Source organism: Ensifer sp. B1-9 (assembly GCF_050474445.1).
In the GTDB taxonomy this organism is placed as follows: domain Bacteria; phylum Pseudomonadota; class Alphaproteobacteria; order Rhizobiales; family Rhizobiaceae; genus Ensifer.
Window position 1 is genome coordinate 117854 of record NZ_JBCHVG010000008.1, and the last position, 17771, is coordinate 135624.

General features: G+C 63.3%; 15 protein-coding genes. 10 read left to right on the plus strand and 5 right to left on the minus strand.

The genetic code is table 11. The features are described from left to right. The first annotated feature begins 107 nt into the window (after nt 1-107). The 6 genes from ACQ5BM_RS16380 to ACQ5BM_RS16405 all read left to right on the plus strand — a co-directional run bounded on the left by ACQ5BM_RS16380 (nt 108) and on the right by ACQ5BM_RS16405 (nt 7302). Nucleotides 108-2417, plus strand: a complete 2310-nt coding sequence (locus ACQ5BM_RS16380) for a putative bifunctional diguanylate cyclase/phosphodiesterase (RefSeq protein ID WP_429813157.1) — start codon at nt 108-110, stop codon at nt 2415-2417. A 230-nt stretch (nt 2418-2647) separates the two neighbouring features. Next, nucleotides 2648-3421: an N-acyl amino acid synthase FeeM domain-containing protein gene (locus ACQ5BM_RS16385; protein ID WP_429813160.1), complete on the plus strand. Its 774-nt coding sequence runs from the start codon at nt 2648-2650 to the stop codon at nt 3419-3421. A gap of 236 nt (nt 3422-3657) precedes the next feature. Further along, nucleotides 3658-3882 (plus strand): aa3-type cytochrome c oxidase subunit IV, encoded by a 225-nt coding sequence (locus tag ACQ5BM_RS16390; RefSeq protein ID WP_429813163.1) that lies wholly within the window; start codon nt 3658-3660, stop codon nt 3880-3882. 453 nt (nt 3883-4335) lie between these two features. Then, entirely contained in the window at nt 4336-5481 is a 1146-nt protein-coding gene (locus ACQ5BM_RS16395; protein ID WP_429813166.1) for a Re/Si-specific NAD(P)(+) transhydrogenase subunit alpha, read from the plus strand. Beyond that, nucleotides 5481-5891, plus strand: coding sequence for an NAD(P) transhydrogenase subunit alpha (locus tag ACQ5BM_RS16400; RefSeq protein ID WP_429813169.1), 411 nt, complete (start codon nt 5481-5483; stop codon nt 5889-5891). Before ACQ5BM_RS16395 ends, ACQ5BM_RS16400 begins: the two co-directional genes overlap by 1 nt. Nucleotides 5892-5901: 10 nt before the next feature. Further along, nucleotides 5902-7302, plus strand: a complete 1401-nt coding sequence (locus tag ACQ5BM_RS16405) for an NAD(P)(+) transhydrogenase (Re/Si-specific) subunit beta (protein ID WP_429813171.1) — start codon at nt 5902-5904, stop codon at nt 7300-7302. Nucleotides 7303-7415: 113 nt separating this feature from the next. On the opposite strand, the gene ACQ5BM_RS16410 is transcribed toward ACQ5BM_RS16405, so the two are convergent. From ACQ5BM_RS16410 to rpsU, 3 genes are all read right to left on the minus strand, one after another. Continuing rightward, on the minus strand, nt 7416-7892 hold the full coding sequence (locus ACQ5BM_RS16410; RefSeq protein WP_429813174.1) for a DUF992 domain-containing protein: 477 nt from the start codon (nt 7890-7892) through the stop codon (nt 7416-7418). 246 nt (nt 7893-8138) lie between these two features. Continuing rightward, nucleotides 8139-9026 carry a tetratricopeptide repeat protein gene (locus tag ACQ5BM_RS16415; protein WP_173520340.1) on the minus strand — a complete coding sequence of 296 codons (888 nt, stop codon included), beginning with the start codon at nt 9024-9026 and terminating at the stop codon, nt 8139-8141. Between the two features lie 367 nt (nt 9027-9393). Beyond that, entirely contained in the window at nt 9394-9606 is a 213-nt protein-coding gene (rpsU, locus tag ACQ5BM_RS16420) for a 30S ribosomal protein S21 (protein ID WP_034786884.1), read from the minus strand. Nucleotides 9607-9932: 326 nt separating this feature from the next. On the opposite strand from rpsU, the gene ACQ5BM_RS16425 reads away from it, so the two are divergent. The 4 genes from ACQ5BM_RS16425 to soxG are packed head-to-tail and all read left to right on the plus strand — an operon-like array spanning nt 9933 to nt 15066. Then, nucleotides 9933-11186 (plus strand): sarcosine oxidase subunit beta family protein, encoded by a 1254-nt coding sequence (locus ACQ5BM_RS16425; RefSeq protein WP_429813177.1) that lies wholly within the window; start codon nt 9933-9935, stop codon nt 11184-11186. Between the two features lie 10 nt (nt 11187-11196). Beyond that, complete coding sequence (locus tag ACQ5BM_RS16430) at nt 11197-11532, plus strand: sarcosine oxidase subunit delta (RefSeq protein WP_429813179.1); 336 nt, start codon at nt 11197-11199, stop codon at nt 11530-11532. Further along, the gene (locus ACQ5BM_RS16435) at nt 11529-14522 is read left to right on the plus strand and encodes a sarcosine oxidase subunit alpha (RefSeq protein WP_429813182.1); all 2994 of its coding nucleotides are present in this window, start codon (nt 11529-11531) and stop codon (nt 14520-14522) included. The genes ACQ5BM_RS16430 and ACQ5BM_RS16435 overlap by 4 nt, the downstream gene beginning before the upstream one ends. Next, nucleotides 14515-15066, plus strand: a complete 552-nt coding sequence (gene soxG, locus ACQ5BM_RS16440; protein ID WP_429813184.1) for a sarcosine oxidase subunit gamma family protein — start codon at nt 14515-14517, stop codon at nt 15064-15066. The genes ACQ5BM_RS16435 and soxG overlap by 8 nt, the downstream gene beginning before the upstream one ends. A gap of 106 nt (nt 15067-15172) precedes the next feature. Here the strand turns inward: soxG and ACQ5BM_RS16445 are convergent, their stop codons facing one another. After that, nucleotides 15173-15661, minus strand: coding sequence for a MaoC family dehydratase (locus tag ACQ5BM_RS16445; protein ID WP_429813186.1), 489 nt, complete (start codon nt 15659-15661; stop codon nt 15173-15175). Between the two features lie 73 nt (nt 15662-15734). Then, a complete protein-coding gene (gene glgX, locus ACQ5BM_RS16450) occupies nt 15735-17699 on the minus strand; it encodes a glycogen debranching protein GlgX (protein WP_429813188.1) in 1965 nt (654 codons plus the stop codon). Between the last annotated feature and the right edge of the window lie 72 nt (nt 17700-17771).

Below are 17771 nucleotides of genomic sequence, written 5' to 3' on the forward strand. Positions count from 1 at the left end.
GCGCGGACCGGCGATTTTTCTGGGATTCGATACTTTTTTCGGGGCGTTAGGCGAAATCATTCGTTAAGTCATCACCCTTAACAATCCGGTAAACCGGAGCTTGGTTCATGATGCGACCTGGACAGAGCGCTCTTCCGACTGACGTGTATCTGTCATCCGTGAGCTCGCTCTACGAACATCGCAAGACGTTGCTGATCGGCATGTTGTCGCATGTCGTGACGTTTCTGCTCGTCTATCTCAAGACCAGTGATCCCTTTTATCTTGCCTGTTCCGGCGTGATCTTCGTGCTCTGGGCGCTGCGCAATCTCGATATGGCGCGGTTCGACCGGCAGGATTTCTCCAATGCCGACCGGGCGATGGTGCGCAAATGGGAGAACCGCTACATCGTCGGCGGGGTCAGCGTCACGCTCACCTGCGGCATCGCCTGCGGTTACGCCATTGCCGTCAGCCGGGATTCCTTTTCCGAGCTTGCCACCATTTCGGTGACGCTGGCCTCGATGATCTCGCTCGTTGGGCGCAATTACGGCTCGGAGCGGGCCGTGCTTCTCCTGTCGTCGTCCGCGTGCCTGCCGATCGTGATCGGCCTGATCACGTTGCAGGACGTGTTCATGCTGGCGCTCGCCTTGCTGATCCTGCCGTTCATCCTTTCCACCTGGATGATGGCCAACAATGTGCGCGCCTTCCTCTATGAAAACGTATTGGCGGCGCGCGAGATTGCGACCATTGCCGGCCAGTTCGACGCCGCGCTCAACAATATGACGCATGGTCTGTTCATGCTGGACGGCGACGGCCGCGTGGTGGTGGCCAACGAGCGTGCGAGCGAATTGCTGGCGCTTGGCGACAGGACCGAACTCAAGGATTGGCTGCTCGATGACGTGATCCGCCGCGGTGCGCGGCGCATGCGGCTCGATGCCGAAAAGACCAAGGCGATCTCGCGCCAGCTCGACCTTCTGCTCAAGGGCAAGCGCCCGCAGGTATTGGTCCCGGTCAGCGAGGAACTGCATCTCGAGTTTTCGGCCAGCCGCCGCGACAATGGCGATATCGTGCTGATCTTCGAGGACGTGACGGCGCGCGTGCAGGCGGACAAGCAGATTCTGCACATGGTGCGTTTCGACAAGCTGACGGAGCTGCCGAGCCGCGACTATTTCGCGGAACTGGTCGTGGCCGCAACCAGCGGCGACGAGAAGGAGGACCGGCTCGTCGGCCTGATGGTCCTCGACGTCACCGAATTCAAGCATGTCAACGACATGCGCGGCCACATCATCGGCGACAAGCTGCTGCAGGCGATCGCCGGCCGGCTCAGGGCGCTCGCCGGCGACGATGCGATTGCGGCGCGGCTGATGGGCGACGAGTTCGTCGTGTTCTTTCCGAACAAGGCCGGCGTGGCCGATCTGGAAGAACGGATACGTGGGCTTCACACGGATCTGCGCGGCACTTACGTTGCCGGCGGCTTCACCTTCAACATGACCGTGAGCGCGGGCTTCGTCATCGCATCGAACGTGGATTTGAAGCTCGAAGACCTGCAGATCAAGGCGGATCTCGCGCTTTCGGAAACCAAGCTGCGCAACCGGGGCGGCTGCACCGCGTTCGAAGCCGAGATGGACGCCCGCTATGTCGACCGCCAGAAGCTCAAGGCCGACCTGCGCGAGGCGATCAATGCGCGCAGCCTGACACTCTCCTACCAGCCGATGTTCGCGCCGGGCGGCGGCCGGGTCGAGTGCTGCGAAGCGCTGGCCCGCTGGACGCATCCGGAGCGCGGGCCGGTGCCGCCGAACGTCTTCATCCAGCTCGCCGAGGAATTGGGGCTGGTCACGGAGATCACGCGCTTCGTGCTCGATCAGGCCTGCCGGGATTGCATGGACTGGCCGAACGATGTGTCCGTCTCCGTCAACCTCTCGGTTCTCGACCTTCGCAGCAGCGAGATCGTCACGATGGTCACGGATGCCCTTCAGGCAACCGGCCTCGATGCTTCGCGGCTGCATCTGGAAGTGACTGAAAGCTGCCTGATGGACGAGCCCCTCAAGGTGCAGGCGATCCTGCGCGAGCTGCGTGGCCTCGGCATCACCATTGCCATCGACGATTTCGGCACCGGTTATTCGAGTCTCAGCTATCTCGATGTCCTCCCGGTCGACATCATCAAGATCGATCGCTCCTTCGTGCGCAACATCCGTGAGGATTCGCGCCGCTTCAAACTCCTGCGCGGGACGGCTGATCTTGCCCGTGCCCTCGGCCTGCGCATCGTTGTCGAAGGCGTCGAGACGGCCGATCAGCTACAGCTCATCACCGAGCACAATTGTGCCGATTTGATACAGGGCTTTGTCTTCGCTGCCCCCATGCCGGCCTCTGCCATTGCGACGCTTTGCAAGAACGGTGTGCCAAAACGAGGCACGAAACCCAGCAGCAAGCGCATCGCCTGACGCTGCGACCCCAGATTCCGTCCCGTTTTGACGCTGCTAATTCTGCAGCAAGTCGTTGATTAGGAAAGATAAATACATTCCCATTTTGGCGCGCATCGCTCCAAGTCGATCGATTTAATTTACGAATTTTTAGGGTTAACAAAAAGTTAACGGTGAACTGTTCCGTTTTGCGGTTGCCGCCCCATCTTCCGTCAATAGGTTAACGATTTGTTAACCATGAGGTTTGGAATATGGGTGAGACGGTTCACCAGGCGGAGCCTGGGCGTTTTTCGGAAAAGCTGATGCAGTTGCTCGATCGTGTCGAATACCGGCGGGTCGAAACCGGCGAGGACATGGAGGACATCGCGCGGTTGCGCTACAAGGCCTACAAGTCCGTCAATCTGATGGAGTTGACGGGCTCGACGCTGATCGACGATCTCGACTTCGACAGCCACGCCTATGTCTTCGGCATCTATCTCGACGAGAGCCTCGTCAGCACAGTGCGCGTACATCACGTAACGCCGGCGCATCGCGCCAGCACATCGGGCCTGATCTTCGGCTCGGAGATCGACGCCTTCCTCGATGCCGGCATGGTCCTTGTCGATCCGGGCCGATTGGCCGTCGATCCCGACGTCATCGGTGACGAGATGCGGGCGCTTCCCTACCTGACGCTCCGCCCGGTCGCCATGGCCTGCGAGTACTTTTCCGCCGACCGTTGCCTGACGGCCTGCCGGCCGCGTCACACCGCCTTCTACAAGCGCATTTTCGCCTCGGAGACCGTGGTCGCCAAGCGCGAGAATCTGGGGGTCTACAATGCCGACGGCGCCCTGCTCGTGGCACAGGTGAGGGGGCAGCGGCCTTCGATCCTCGACCGGTACCCGATCTTCGATTCGGAGCCTTTCGAACGCCGCATGATGTTTGCCGATCGCAGCGAGGTGCCGTTCGCGCCGCTGACGATCCTGCCGACCGCGCGCATGGCGCAAACCGGCTATGGTCGCTCCTACCGAACTTCCGTCTTCCGCTGATAGTCTTCGATATCGACATCGGAAGGTGCGGCGCGCCCGTGTGCGTCGCCCTTGCTGCTGGCCGCGACATATCGCCCCATCAGATACTGCTAAAGGACGGGTTTTCGTTGCGCCCGGCCCAAGCATTGTGTAAGGGCAGCTATAAGGGTTTTCGCGACTTTTCGCGGGAGCCATGCTTCGATTAGAAGCGGCGATGACCAAGGGTCGCGCCGTGGCATTCAGGGAGAATTTGGACGATGGCTGAGCATCATTCTGGACCGGTCGATGTGGGAGCCCCGATGGACTATTCGGAGCACGAGAAAACCTATCGCATGTTCCTGAGCGCATCGAAGTACGGCACGCTGTTTTGCGTGGCGCTGCTGATTGCGATGGCTGCCGCATTCTTCACGACGATGGGCTTCTTCTCCTCGCTCGTGCTCTTCATTCTGCTCAACGTCGCAGGTTTCTTCTTCCTGCGTTAATCCGCGTCATCGGACTGATTGCCGAGGGGCTTGACGCTTCCTCGGCGACCGGGCGCGAGCCCGGACGAAGTTGCATGCCGTCGACTGGAGGCGTCGACGCTGCACGGCACTTCAAAATGCTGCAGCGACCTTTGCGCATTCAATAGGATGCGCGGCGCTGCAAAGCTTGGAGATCTCCATGTCCCGGGCATTCGCTGCAACGGGACGTGTATCCTCACTGCGTGAGGGGGAGTGGAAAGCAGACCCGCGATGCCGGGCGAGACTCGGGCGTCGATCTACGGCCTGACCGCCTGCGGTTCGAACACCTCGGGTGTCTGTTTCCAGAAAATATGTGCTTGGCACCCCAGTGCCTCGCATATGGGGGCGTGCAGGCTCGATTGGCCGCACGCTTTGCAGTCGGAGAGAATGCCCGCATTCCGGCCTTGGCTCGATTGCGGCCAAGGAGGGGGATTTGTGAGCGAGATTGTCTTTGTCGCCAAGGAAACGGACCCGAACGAGGGTCGCGTTGCCGCATCGCCGGACACAGTGAAGAAACTGAAAAGCCTGGGGTTCGACGTCGTCGTCGAGGCGGGCGCCGGATTGCTGTCGCGCATTCCGGACACTGAGTTCGAAAAGGTCGGGGCCCGGATCGGGGCGATTGCCGACGCCAAGACGGCCGACGTGGTGTTGAAGGTGCGCCGGCCGACGACTGCCGAAATCGGCGGCTACAAGTCGGGCGCCATCGTGCTGGCCATCATGGATCCCTATGGCAACGAGGCGGCGATCGCCGAGATGGCCAAGGCAGGCTTGACTGCTTTCGCGATGGAGCTGATGCCGCGCATCACTCGGGCGCAGTCGATGGACGTGCTCTCGAGCCAGGCGAACCTCGCCGGTTACCAGGCGGTAATCGACGCCGCTTGCGAATATGACCGGGCGCTGCCGATGATGATGACCGCGGCCGGCACCGTTCCTGCCGCCAAGGTCTTCGTCATGGGGGCGGGCGTTGCCGGCCTGCAGGCGATCGCGACGGCCCGCCGTCTCGGCGCCGTGGTTTCGGCGACGGACGTGCGTCCGGCCGCCAAGGAACAGGTCGCCTCGCTCGGCGCCAAGTTCATCGCCGTCGAGGACGAGGAGTTCAAGGCGGCCGAAACGGCCGGCGGCTACGCCAAGGAGATGTCCAAGGAGTATCAGGCCAAGCAGGCCGCACTCGTTGCCGAGCATATCGCCAAGCAGGACATCGTCATCACCACGGCACTGATCCCGGGGCGCCCGGCGCCGCGGCTCGTCACCCGTGAGATGCTGAAGAGCATGAAGCCCGGCTCGATCGCGGTCGACCTTGCGGTCGAGCGCGGCGGCAACGTCGAGGGTGCCGAGCCCGGCAAGGTCGCGCAGGTCGAGGACGTCAAGGTCATCGGCCATCTCAACGTGCCGGGCCGCATCGCAGCTTCCGCGTCCGGTCTCTACGCCAAGAACCTCGTCACCTTCCTGGAGACCATGGTCTCCAAGGAAACCAAGGCGCTCGCGCTCAACATGGAGGACGAGCTCGTCAAGGCGACGGCGCTCACCCATGGCGGTGAGGTCGTGCATCCGAACTTCGGCGCCAGCAAGGGGGACAAGTGATGGCGAATGAACTTCTCGACAAGGCGCTCGCCGATCTCGACCGGGCAGTGGAAGCGGTCCGCACCGCTGCGGAATATGTGCCCGAAACGGCCGGCGCCATCGCCCATGGTGCCACCGGCGGCGCGATCGATCCCTTCGTCTTCCGCCTGGCGATCTTCGTCCTGGCGATCTTCGTCGGCTACTACGTGGTGTGGTCGGTGACGCCGGCGCTGCACACGCCGCTGATGGCGGTCACCAACGCGATTTCCTCGGTCATCGTCGTTGGTGCTCTGCTTGCCGTCGGCATCTCGGCCTCGGGGCTTGCGACGGGGTTCGGCTTCGTGGCGCTGGTGCTTGCCGCCGTCAACATCTTCGGCGGCTTCCTCGTCACCCAGCGCATGCTGGCCATGTACAAGAAAAAAGACAAGTGAGGCCGGCCCGATGAACGCTAACTTCGCAGCCTTCCTCTACCTCGTCTCCGGCGTCCTGTTCATCATGGCGCTGCGCGGCCTCTCGCACCCGACCACCAGCCGCAAGGGCAATACCTACGGCATGATCGGCATGGGCATTGCGATCGTCACGACGCTGCTGCTCGCCAAGCCGAGCTTCGGCGGCCTGATGCTGATCGTGCTCGGCCTTGCCATCGGCGGCGGCGTCGGTGCGGTGATTGCGCGTCGCATCGCCATGACTTCGATGCCGCAGCTCGTCGCGGCCTTCCACTCGCTGGTCGGTCTCGCCGCCGTCATGGTGGCGGCTGCCGCCATGTACGCGCCGGAGAGCTTCGGTATCGGCACCGTCGGCGACATCCATGCGCAGGCGCTGGTCGAGATGTCGCTCGGCGTCGCGATCGGTGCGATCACCTTCACCGGTTCGGTCATCGCCTTCCTGAAGCTCGACGGGCGCATGTCCGGCAAGCCGATCATGCTTGCGGGACGCCACGTCATCAACGCCGGTCTCGCTACCGGGCTGATCGTGCTGGTGGTCTTGCTGGTGCTGACGCAGAGCACGACGGTCTTTTGGCTGATCGTTGCGCTTTCACTGGCGCTTGGCGTGCTGATCATCATCCCGATCGGCGGCGCCGACATGCCGGTGGTCGTGTCGATGCTCAACTCCTATTCGGGTTGGGCCGCGGCCGGCATCGGCTTCACGCTCGGCAACTTGGCGCTGATCATCACCGGCGCGCTCGTCGGCTCCTCCGGTGCGATCCTGTCCTACATCATGTGCAAGGGCATGAACCGCTCGTTCATCTCCGTCATCCTCGGCGGCTTCGGCGGCGAGAACGGGGCCGCAGCCGCTGACGACGGCATCCAGCGCACGGTCAAGCAGGGCTCGGCCGACGACGCGGCCTTCCTGATGGCGAACGCCTCCAAGGTGATCATCGTGCCGGGCTACGGCATGGCGGTTGCCCAGGCGCAGCATGCGCTGCGTGAAATGGGCGACCAGTTGAAGGCGGCCGGCGTCGAGGTCAAATACGCGATCCATCCGGTCGCGGGGCGCATGCCCGGCCATATGAACGTGCTGCTCGCGGAAGCGAACGTCCCCTATGACGAAGTGTTCGAGCTCGAGGACATCAACTCCGAGTTCGCCCAGGCCGATGTCGCCTATGTCATCGGCGCCAACGACGTCACCAACCCGGCAGCCCGCGACGACAAGTCCTCGCCGATCTACGGCATGCCGATCCTCGACGTCGACAAGGCCAAGACCTGCCTCTTCGTCAAGCGCTCGCTCGGCTCCGGCTATGCCGGCATCGACAACACGCTGTTCTACAAGGATGGCACGATGATGCTGCTCGGCGACGCCAAGAAGGTGACGGAAGATATCGTCAAGGCATTGCACGCCTAAACGCGGCTTGCGGAAGCCGACAACGAAACGCCCGCCTTTCGGCGGGCGTTTTGCGTTGGAAGGTATTTTGCTGCGCGTTCCAGAAGAATTGCCCTTGCTTATCTGGAATTGATTTAGCCGGCCGGTGCCAGCGTCAGGGCGTCGACGCCGATGGCGACGTTCAGTCCCTCCTGGACCTGGACATTGACCGGCTGCAGCATGAAGGCCTTGTTGGTGCCGCCGCCGATGACCTTGGCGCCGCCGCCGACAGCGAGGCTCGCATCGGCGCCGACCCCGTAATATTCGCCGGCAAGCGCGAATTCGCTGATTGGCGTTCCGGTCTTGGCAAAGACGTCCCAGACCATCGTGCTCTTGCCCGTCTTGCCGATGTCGACGCCGATCTTGCGGATCGTGCCGGCATAGACGGCCTTCGGTCCGCCATTGGTTGGCGTGAAGGTGCACATCAGGTTCTTGGTCGAGGTCACGATCAGGCCGGTGCCGCCTTCCGAACCGCAGACGAGACGGCCGAGCGCGACATAGTTCTGCGCGGCGGCAGGGCCTGTGGCAAGCGCGGCCAGTGCCAGCGCAGTGACGAGGGTTCGTTTGATCATGGCGTGGTCTCCGTTCTTACTGCGCCGCGCGTGCCTCGGCGCGCTGGGGTCGCGGTAGCACTACGAATGGCTGGATGTTTTGTCCTTGGATCGGAAACGATCCAAGGAAACACGCAGCAGACACCTCTGGCAAACGGATGATGGCCGGGAAGGTTCCGCTTGGCGGAGAGGCGAGGTGGCAGCGACCCAAACGAAAACGCCCGCGAGATGTCGCGGGCGTTTCGAGAAACATGACGAGTGGGGGGCTCAGGAGGCCTTGACGCGCGCAAGGCCGGCGCGCGCCGGTTCATATTTCGGGTCAAGCTGCAATGCGTGCGCGTAGGACTTCGACGCCTTGACCTTGTCGCCCTTGCGCTCGTAGATCAGCGCCTGGTTGGCCCAGGACTCGGCAACCTTGCCGTTGAGGTTGATCGCGGTGTTGAAGTCGGAGAAGGCGTTGTCGTCGTCGCCCTGGGCGACATAGGAAATGCCGCGGCCGTTGTAGGGTTCCGGCGAGCTCGGCGACAGCGAGATCGCGGTCGAGAAGTCTTCGATCGCCTGGCCGTGCTGGTTGCGTGCCTGATAGATCAGGCCGCGATTGTGATAGGCACGGGGATCGGTCGTGTCGAGCTGGATCGCCTTGTTGAAATCGTTGAAGGCGGAATCGAGCTGGCCGGCCTGGCGATAGAGGTTGCCGCGGCCGATATAGGCGACGTCGTAGTTGGCGTTGAGCTGCAGCGCCATGTTGTAGTCGGCAAGTGCTGCCTGGGTGTTGCCCATGTTGCGATGGACGAGCGCCCGATTGGCATAGGCCTGGTAGAAGCGCGGGTTGAGCTGGATCGCCTGGTCGAAATCGGCGATCGCCCGGCGGTATTCGCCGGCGCGGCCGTAGGCCGAGCCGCGGACATTGTAGCCTTCCGGATCGCTCGGGTTCGAGGCAATCACGCTCGAAAGCGAGGCGATATTTTCCTGCGAGCCCTGTTCGCGCTCGACCTTGTTGGTCATCGAGTCCGGGCCGTCGGTCGTGCAGCCTGCGAGAAGAAGAGCCGAACCGAGGAGCAGCATGGCGGCAAGCCTCGGCTTGCGCTGGTGGCGGCGAGACGCCTCATGGACAGTAAAACCGGAGACGTCCGCAGTCATGGCAGCAAGTGTCAAAGGTTGATCCCTCAAATCGACAAGGTCTCGAAAGCCATCGGCTTTCCGTTCCTTACAGCGCCGCGTGTCTTTCCAGGACGCGCCGAAGTCGCTGTAATACGTTGAGTTTCTGCATAATTTTGTCCCTAAATCGATTCCGATCCAAGGAATTATGCAGCAGAGCCGCTGAAACTCCCCGCGGGCTCCGCAGCCGGGCTTCATCGTGCCTCGGCAAGCCGTCCGGTCAAACGCTCCGGTCGGCCATCCGTCACCGGCAGCGTCGATCACGCTAACCTGTCGTCGGAAAAGATGTCCATACCAAAAAAGGCGGTGGCGATATTTCGCCCCCGCCACGACTTACATCGGAAAGCGTCGAAAAAACGACAAATCAGCGGGCCAGGAGGCCTTCGCGCTGTGCACGCTTGCGTGCCAGCTTGCGGACGCGGCGAACGGCTTCAGCCTTTTCGCGGGCGCGCTTCTGGGACGGCTTTTCATAGTAATCGCGCATCTTCATTTCGCGGAAAATGCCTTCGCGCTGCATCTTCTTCTTGAGAGCGCGGAGCGCCTGATCGACATTGTTATCGCGGACAAGTACCTGCACGTGAAATCCCGTTCCTTTGGTTCGAGTTGTTTGTGACTCCGTCAGGTGCCGGAGGCAAAAGAATGACATTCGCTAAGCTGGAAGCTTTACGATTAGAGGAGCGGATACCAGATCATCGGGCGAAAGTCCAGCGACGACATGAGGAAGCACTGAAAAATCCTCGGATGCGGGTGCTGCGTCCGTTTCCGCGCTGAAAGCAACCGATCCGGGGCCATGTCGCAACTGCGCGCAAGTCCACTCAATTGCGTCGCAAAAGAAACGTTGCGCAGGTCTCGGATTTGCGATTTCTAACGCCAATGAGATCGGGGTTCATGGAGTAGAGGCCGATGCGCAAATATTCAGTTTTCGCCGTGGCGCGCGAGGCGTTGCGCGGCCACAAGGGGTGGGGCCCGCACTGGGCGTCGCCGGAGCCGCGCAAGGAATATGATGTGATCATCATCGGCGGCGGCGGCCATGGCCTCGGCGCTGCCTATTACCTCGCCAAGGAACATGGCATCACCAATGTCGCTGTGCTCGAAAAGGGCTGGATCGGCGGCGGCAATACCGGCCGCAACACGACGATCATCCGGTCCAACTATCTCTATGAAGAGAGCATGGACATCTACGAGCATTCGCTGAAGCTCTGGGAGAACCTGTCGCAGGATCTGAACTACAACGTCATGTATTCGCCGCGCGGCGTGATGATGCTGTCGCACAACATCCACGACCAGCAGTCGTTCAAGCGCCATATCAATGCCAACCGTCTCTACGGCATCGACAACGAGTGGCTGACGCCGGAGCAGGCCAAGGCCTATTGCCCGCCGCTCGATATCGCCAAGACGGCGCGCTATCCGATCAATGGTGCAGCCCTCCAGCGCCGCGGCGGCACCGCACGCCACGATGCGGTTGCCTGGGGCTATGCGCGTGCGGCCTCCGACCGTGGCGTGCATATCATCCAGAACTGCGAAGTGACCGGCATCCGTCGCGATGAAACCGGCCGGGTCGTCGGCGTCGACACCAGCCGCGGTTATATCGGCGCCAAGAAGGTCGGCATTTCCGCCGCCGGCCATACGTCGGTGCTGATGCAGATGGCGGATGTCCGCGTGCCGCTGCAGAGCCAGCCGCTGCAGGCGCTCGTCTCCGAGCCGCTGAAGCCGATCTTCCCCTGCGTCGTCATGTCGAACTCGGTGCACGCCTATATCTCGCAGTCCGACAAGGGCGAGTTCGTCATCGGCGCCGGTACCGACCAGTACAATTCCTATTCGCAGACCGGCGGCCTGCAGATCATCACCCATACGCTGGATGCGATCTGTGAGCTCTTTCCGATGTTCCGCCGCGTCAAGATGATGCGTCAGTGGGGCGGCATCGTCGACGTCACCCAGGACCGCTCGCCGATCCAGGGCGTCACGCCGGTACCAGGCCTGTTCCTGAACGCCGGCTGGGGTACGGGCGGCTTCAAGGCGACGCCGGGTTCGGCCAACCTCTTCGCCCATCTGATCGCAAGGGGCGAGCCGCATCGTCTGGCTGCCGGGCTGACGCTCGAGCGGTTCCGCACCGGCCGGCTCATCGACGAAGCGGCTGCCGCCGCTGTTGCGCACTGAGGATTTCGAGATGCTTCTGATCTATTGCCCCTACTGCGAGGAAGAGCGCTCCGAGCTCGAATTCCGCGGCGCCGGCGACGCCCATATTGCCCGCCCGGCCAATATCGCCGACATCACCGACGAGGAATTCGAGGAATACTTCTTCCTGCGTCAGAACCCGAAGGGTCTGATCTTCGAGCGCTGGCGCCATATCCATGGCTGCGGCCGTTTCTTCAACGCCGCCCGCGACACGGTCAGCGACCGCTTCTACACCACCTACAAGGCTGGCGAGCCGAAGCCCGACATATCAGCCATTCTTCAGAGTGAGCAGGACAAGAACGGTCAAGACAAGGGAGCCGCGAAATGATGGGGGCCAATCGCATTCCAGGCGTCGGCCGCCTGACACCGGCACGCACCGCGCGCTTCACCTTCGACGGCCGCACGCTGACGGCGCTCGAGGGCGATACCGTCGCCTCCGCGCTTCTCGCCAACGGCATTCATCTGGTCGGCCGTTCTTTCAAGTATCACCGTCCGCGCGGCATTCTTTCGGCCGGTGCCGAGGAGCCGAATGCGCTGATCGACGTCGCGCGTGATGCCGCCCGTCGCCAGCCCAACGTGCGCGCCACGGTGCAGGAAGTCTTCGATGGCATGAAGGTGGAATCGCAGAACCGCTGGCCGTCGCTCGCCTTCGATGTCGGTGGCTTCAACGATCTGCTGTCGCCATTCTTCGCCGCCGGCTTCTACTACAAGACCTTCATGTGGCCGAAGGCTGCCTGGCACGCGATCTACGAACCCTTCATCCGTCGTGCCGCCGGCCTCGGCGTCGCACCGACGGAAGCCGATCCGGATCATTATGCCAGCCGCTACGCCCATTGCGACGTGCTCGTCATCGGTGGCGGCGTCGCCGGCCTCTCGGCTGCACTCGCGGCCGCCAAGGCCGGTGCCAAGGTGATCATCTGCGACGAGCAGCCGGAAATGGGTGGGGCGCTTCGCTATGAAAGCGGCACGACGATCGACGGCAAGGACGGTTGGGACTGGGCGCAGGACACCGCGAGGACGCTGGCCGAGATGGACAACGTCACCGTGCTCACCCGCACGACGGGCTTCGGCTACTACAACCATAATTTCGTCGGCCTCGTCGAACGCGTGACCGATCATCTGGCGGCCCTCGACAAGTCGCTGCCGCGCGAGCGGCTGTGGCAGGTGCGCGCCAAGAAGGTGATCCTCGCCAACGGCCAGATCGAGCGGCACATGGTGTTCGCCAACAACGACCGTCCGGGCATCATGCTCGCTTCGGCCGGCCGCACCTATCTCAACCATTTCGGCGTCGCCGTCGGCTCGAAGGTTGGCGTTTACACCGCCCATGACTCGGCTTACGAAGCCGCCTTCGACCTGAGGCGCGCCGGCGTTTCGGTGGCGGCCATCGTCGACTGCCGCGAAAATCCGGGTGAGGCAGTGCTTGCCGAAGCGCGCAAACTCGGCATCGAAGTGCTGACCGGGCACTCCGTGATCAAGGCCGGCGGCAAGCTGCGGGTGAACTCGATCAGCGTCGCCCGCAATGGCGGCGGCTCGGCGCGCAAGATCGCCGTCGACGCGCTGCTGGTCTCGGCCGGCTGGACGCCGTCGGTGCACCTCTTCTCGCAATCGCGCGGCAAGGTGAAGTTCGATGCGGCGACGCAGCGCTTCCTACCGGGCACCTACCTGCAGGATTGCCTTTCGATCGGCGCCTGCAACGGGACCGACGACCTGCAGGCAACGATCGACGAGGCGCTTGCCGCGGGTGAACTGACGGCCCGCGCCGCCGGTGCGGAAGGCGGAACGCAGGTGACGCTTTCCGGTGAAAACCGCTTCGGCTGGACCGGCGGCATGATCGGCGCTGCGGAAGGCGCAGGGCCGGACACGACGGTCAAGGCCTTCATCGACTTCCAGCACGACGTCTGCGCCAAGGACATTCGCCTGGCGGTGCGTGAAGGCATGCACTCGATCGAGCACATCAAGCGCTTCACCACCAACGGCATGGCGTCCGACCAGGGCAAGCTTTCCAACATGCATGGCCTGGCGATTGCCGCGGAAGCGCTCGGCAAGGACATCCCGCAGGTGGGTCTCACCACCTTCCGCCAGCCCTACACGCCAGTGACCTTCGGTGCGATCGTCAACCATTCGCGTGGGCCCCTCTTCGATCCGGCGCGCAAGACGCCGATGCATGCCTGGGAGGAGGCGCATGGCGCCGAGTTCGAGGATGTCGGCAACTGGAAGCGCGCCTGGTTCTATCCGCGCTCCGGCGAAGGCATGCACGAGGCGGTCGCGCGCGAATGCAAGACGGTGCGCGATGTCGCGGGTATCTTCGATGCCTCGACGCTTGGCAAGATCGAGGTCGTCGGCCCGGACGCCGCCCAGTTCCTCAATCTGATGTACACCAACGCCTGGGACAATCTGAAGCCCGGCCGCTGCCGTTACGGCATCATGCTGCGCGACGACGGCTTCGTTTATGACGACGGCGTGGTCGGCCGCATGGCGGAGGACCGCTTCCACGTGACGACGACCACCGGCGGTGCGCCGCGCGTCATGAACCACATGGAAGACTATCTGCAGACCGAGTTCCCGCATCTGAAGGTCTGGCTGACCTCGACGACCGAGCAATGGGCCGTCATCGCCGTGCAGGGTCCGAAGGCGCGCGAGATCATCGCGCCGCTCGTCGAGGGCATCGACCTTTCCAACGAGGCCTTCCCGCATATGAGCGTTGCCGAGGGCAAGATCTGCGGCGTGCCGACCCGGCTCTTCCGCATGTCATTCACCGGCGAGCTCGGCTTCGAAGTCAACGTGCCGGCCGATTACGGCCAGGCGGTCTGGGAAGCGATCTGGGCGCGGGCCGAACCGATGGGCGCCTGCGCCTATGGCACGGAAACCATGCACGTGCTGCGCGCCGAGAAGGGCTACATCATCGTCGGCCAGGACACCGATGGCACGCTGACGCCCGACGATGCCGGCCTCTCCTGGGCGGTCTCGAAGAAGAAACCCGACTTCGTCGGCATTCGCGGCCTGAAGCGGCCGGACCTCGTCAAGTCCGGGCGCAAGCAACTGGTCGGCCTCCTCACCAAGGATCCGAAGGTGGTGCTGGAGGAAGGCGCGCAGATCGTTGCCGACCCTAACCAGCCGAAGCCGATGACCATGCTCGGTCACGTGACGTCGTCCTACTGGTCGGAAAATTGCGGCCGCTCGATCGCGCTGGCCACGGTTGCCGGCGGCCGCGAGCGGCTCGGGCAGACGCTCTACGTGCCGATGACCGATCGCACCATCGCCGTCGAAGTGAGCGACATGGTGTTCTTTGACAAGGAAGGGGGCCGCCTCCATGGCTGACCAGGCAATTGCAAGCCGCAGGGCGGCGCTTACCTCGCGCGGCGGTTCAGCCGAGGCGATCCTGACGCCGGCACCGGCGGCAACACGCATCTCGCTCAGGGCCGGCGCCGATGCGCTGCCGGCACTCTCGGCAGCGCTCGGCGTGACGCTCCCGACGCGGCCGAAGACCTCGGCCTCGAGCGGCCAGCGCCATGCGCTGTGGATCGGTCCGGACGAGTGGCTGCTGATCGACGAGAGCGAGGCCGACCTGATGGCGGCCGCTGCCTCAAGCGGTACGCTGCACTCGGCGGTCGACATCTCGCACCGCAACGTTGCCGTCATCGTCAGCGGTCCGGGCGCGGACGTGGCGATCAACAGCGGCTGCCCGCAGGATCTGTCGCCGGCGATCTTTCCGGTCGGCGCCTGCTCGCGCACGATCTTCGGCAAGGCGGAGATCATCCTCTTCCGTACGGCCGAGGATCAGTTCCGTGTCGAGTGCTGGCGATCGTTCTCGCCCTTCGTCTTCGGGCTGCTTTCCGAAGGCGCTGCCGACGCGAGCCATTGAATGAAAAGGCCGGGAGGTGCTCGCAAGCGCTTCCCGGCCTTCGACTTTTCAGGCGAAACGTAAGTACCGGTAGGGCGTTCCGGATCGGGCGATCCGGTCACGCTGCTCAGGCATCGGCGGGCCGGTCCTTGGGATCGAACTGGATGATCGTCTGCCAAGTGGCGGTGAGCGCCGGCTTGCGTTCGCCTTCGATCTCAACGCTGACGTCGTAGGTGATCATCAGCATGCTGGCGCCGCGGAAACGGGCATCGGCCATGGTGAAGTGGCCGCGCACCTTGGCGCCACTCTTCACCGGCGCGACGAAGCGCACCTTCTCGAATCCGTAGTTGATGCCCATCGTCTGTTCGCGGATCTTCGGCAGGCAATTGTAGTTCATCGCCGAAAGCAGCGAGAGCGACAGGAAGCCGTGCGCGATCGTGCCGCCGAATGGCGTCTCGGCAGCGGCGCGAACCGGGTCGACATGGATGTACTGATAGTCGCCGGTTGCCTCGGCGAATTTGTCGATCGTTTCCTGCGTGACCGTGATCCAGTCGGAAACGCCGACCTCCTTGCCGACGAGTTCCTTGATCTCAGAAAGTGAAATGTCCTGCAGCATGTGAACGCCTCGAAACAAGCCCCCGAGCGTTCTATAGGCTCGCCCGCTGCAACCTGCAAGTGGTGGAAAAGCTTTAGAAAACCTCGACGAGGAAGGAGACCGAGCGCGGCGCGGCATGATCGGCCGGGAATGAGGACGTCAGCGCATCCTGCCACTTTCCGTCGATACTGTCGGGCAGGCGGAAGGGATGCGGCGCATGGCTGCGATTGACGATCACGGCAAGGCGCGTCGTCCGCTTCTGGAGACGGTCGCGGGTGGTCAGCACCATCATCAGATTGTCCGTTGCCGGGTGTTCCCAGTCGCCGGTCGTCATCGGTTGTCCGTCGAGGCGCCGCCATTCGACATCGCCGTTCCCGGTCAGGAACGTGGTCTGATCGAACACGTCGAAGCGTCGGCGCATCGCCGACAGCGCCGCCGTGTGGGCGACGATCTCGCCATCCATCGCCGTCCAGTCCAGCCAGGTGATGGCGTTGTCCTGGCAATAGGCGTTGTTGTTGCCGCTCTGGCTTCGGCCGCCTTCGTCGCCGGCCGTCAGCATGATCGTTCCGCGTGAGGAAAACAGCGTGCCGATGAGCGCCATCACGTCATGGCGTCGGGCTGCCAGAATTTCCGGATCGCCTGTCGGACCTTCGGCGCCATTGTTCCAGGAGTGGTTCTCGTTGTGGCCGTCGCGGTTCTCCTCGCCGTTGGCCTCGTTGTGCTTGCCGGCATAGGAAACGATATCGGCGAGCGTGAAGCCATCATGGGCGGCGATGAAATTGACCGTGCGCGTGCCGCTCTCGCCCCAGCGGGCGAAGCTCACCGACGAGCCGGCAAGCGCCGTTGCCAGAGCACCGATCGCATGGCGATCGCCGCGCCAGTAGATGCGGATGTCGTCGCGCGCACGGTCGTTCCATTCGAGGAAGGGAGAGGGGAAATTGCCGAGCTGGTAACCGCCGGGGCCGACGTCCCACGGCTCGGCGATCAGCAGACGGTCGGCAAGCAGCGGATCGGCTGATATCGCCTGGAAGAGCCTGGCATCGCGGTGGAAACCGCCCATGTCGCGCCCGAGGATCGAGGCGAGATCGAAGCGGAAGCCATCGACGCCGGCGGCACGAACGAAATGGCGCAGGCTGTCGAGGATCAGCGTCTCGACGGTCGGGTGGTCGCAGGCAATCGTATTGCCGCAGCCGGTGTCGTTGATGAGTTCACCGGGTTGGTCGGTGACGTGACGGTAATAGGTGAGGTTGTCGAGGCCACGCATCGACAGCGTGGTGCCGAAGCGATCGCTTTCGCCGGAGTGGTTGAAGACCAGATCGAGGATGACGCCGATGCCTTCCTTGCGCAGCGTTTCGACCGTCTTGCGCAATTCCTTGATGCCGCCCGGCACCAGGCGCGGGTCGAGCGCCATCGGCGCGATCGGATTGTAGCCCCAGCCGTTCTTCAGCCCGAGCGGCGGCAGGTGGCGCTCGTCGATCCAGGCGACGATCGGCATCAATTCGACCGCAGAGACGCCGAGGCGCTTCAGATGTTCGATGATGGCGGGCTCGGCGAGCGCCGCCACGGTGCCGCGCTTCGCCTTCGGGACATCCGGATGGAGAATTGTGAAGGGCTTGACGGCGATCTCGTAGATGAGTCCGCCGGCGCGAAAGAGCGGCGCTTTGGGCTTGACCGTCTTCACCTCTGTGACAACGGCCTTCGGCACCAGATCGGCGGTATCCTCACCGAAAATCGTCAGGCGCGGATCATGCCGGAAAGGCCGGTCGAGTTCGACGGCATAGGGGTCGACCAGCAGCTTGGCGGGATCGAACCAGAGTCCATGGTCGGGCGAATAGACGCCGTCGGCGCGAAAGCCGTAGCGCGTGCCTTTCGGCGCGTCGGCAACCGTCAGCGTGTGGACGTCGCCGCTCCGCAGCATCGGTAACTGCCGCAATTGCCGGGCGCCGGTTTTGTCGAAAAGGCAGAGGTCGATGCGGGCGGCATTGTGCGACCAGACGGCAAACTGCGTGCCTTCTGCGGTGATCGTGGCACCGAGGGGTGGCAATCCGGTGGTCGGCATGAAGGCGGCCCTCTGTGTCGAAGGTGTGGCGGGATACCCCCTCCGCCCTGCCGGGCAGAGGGGGTATTCGGT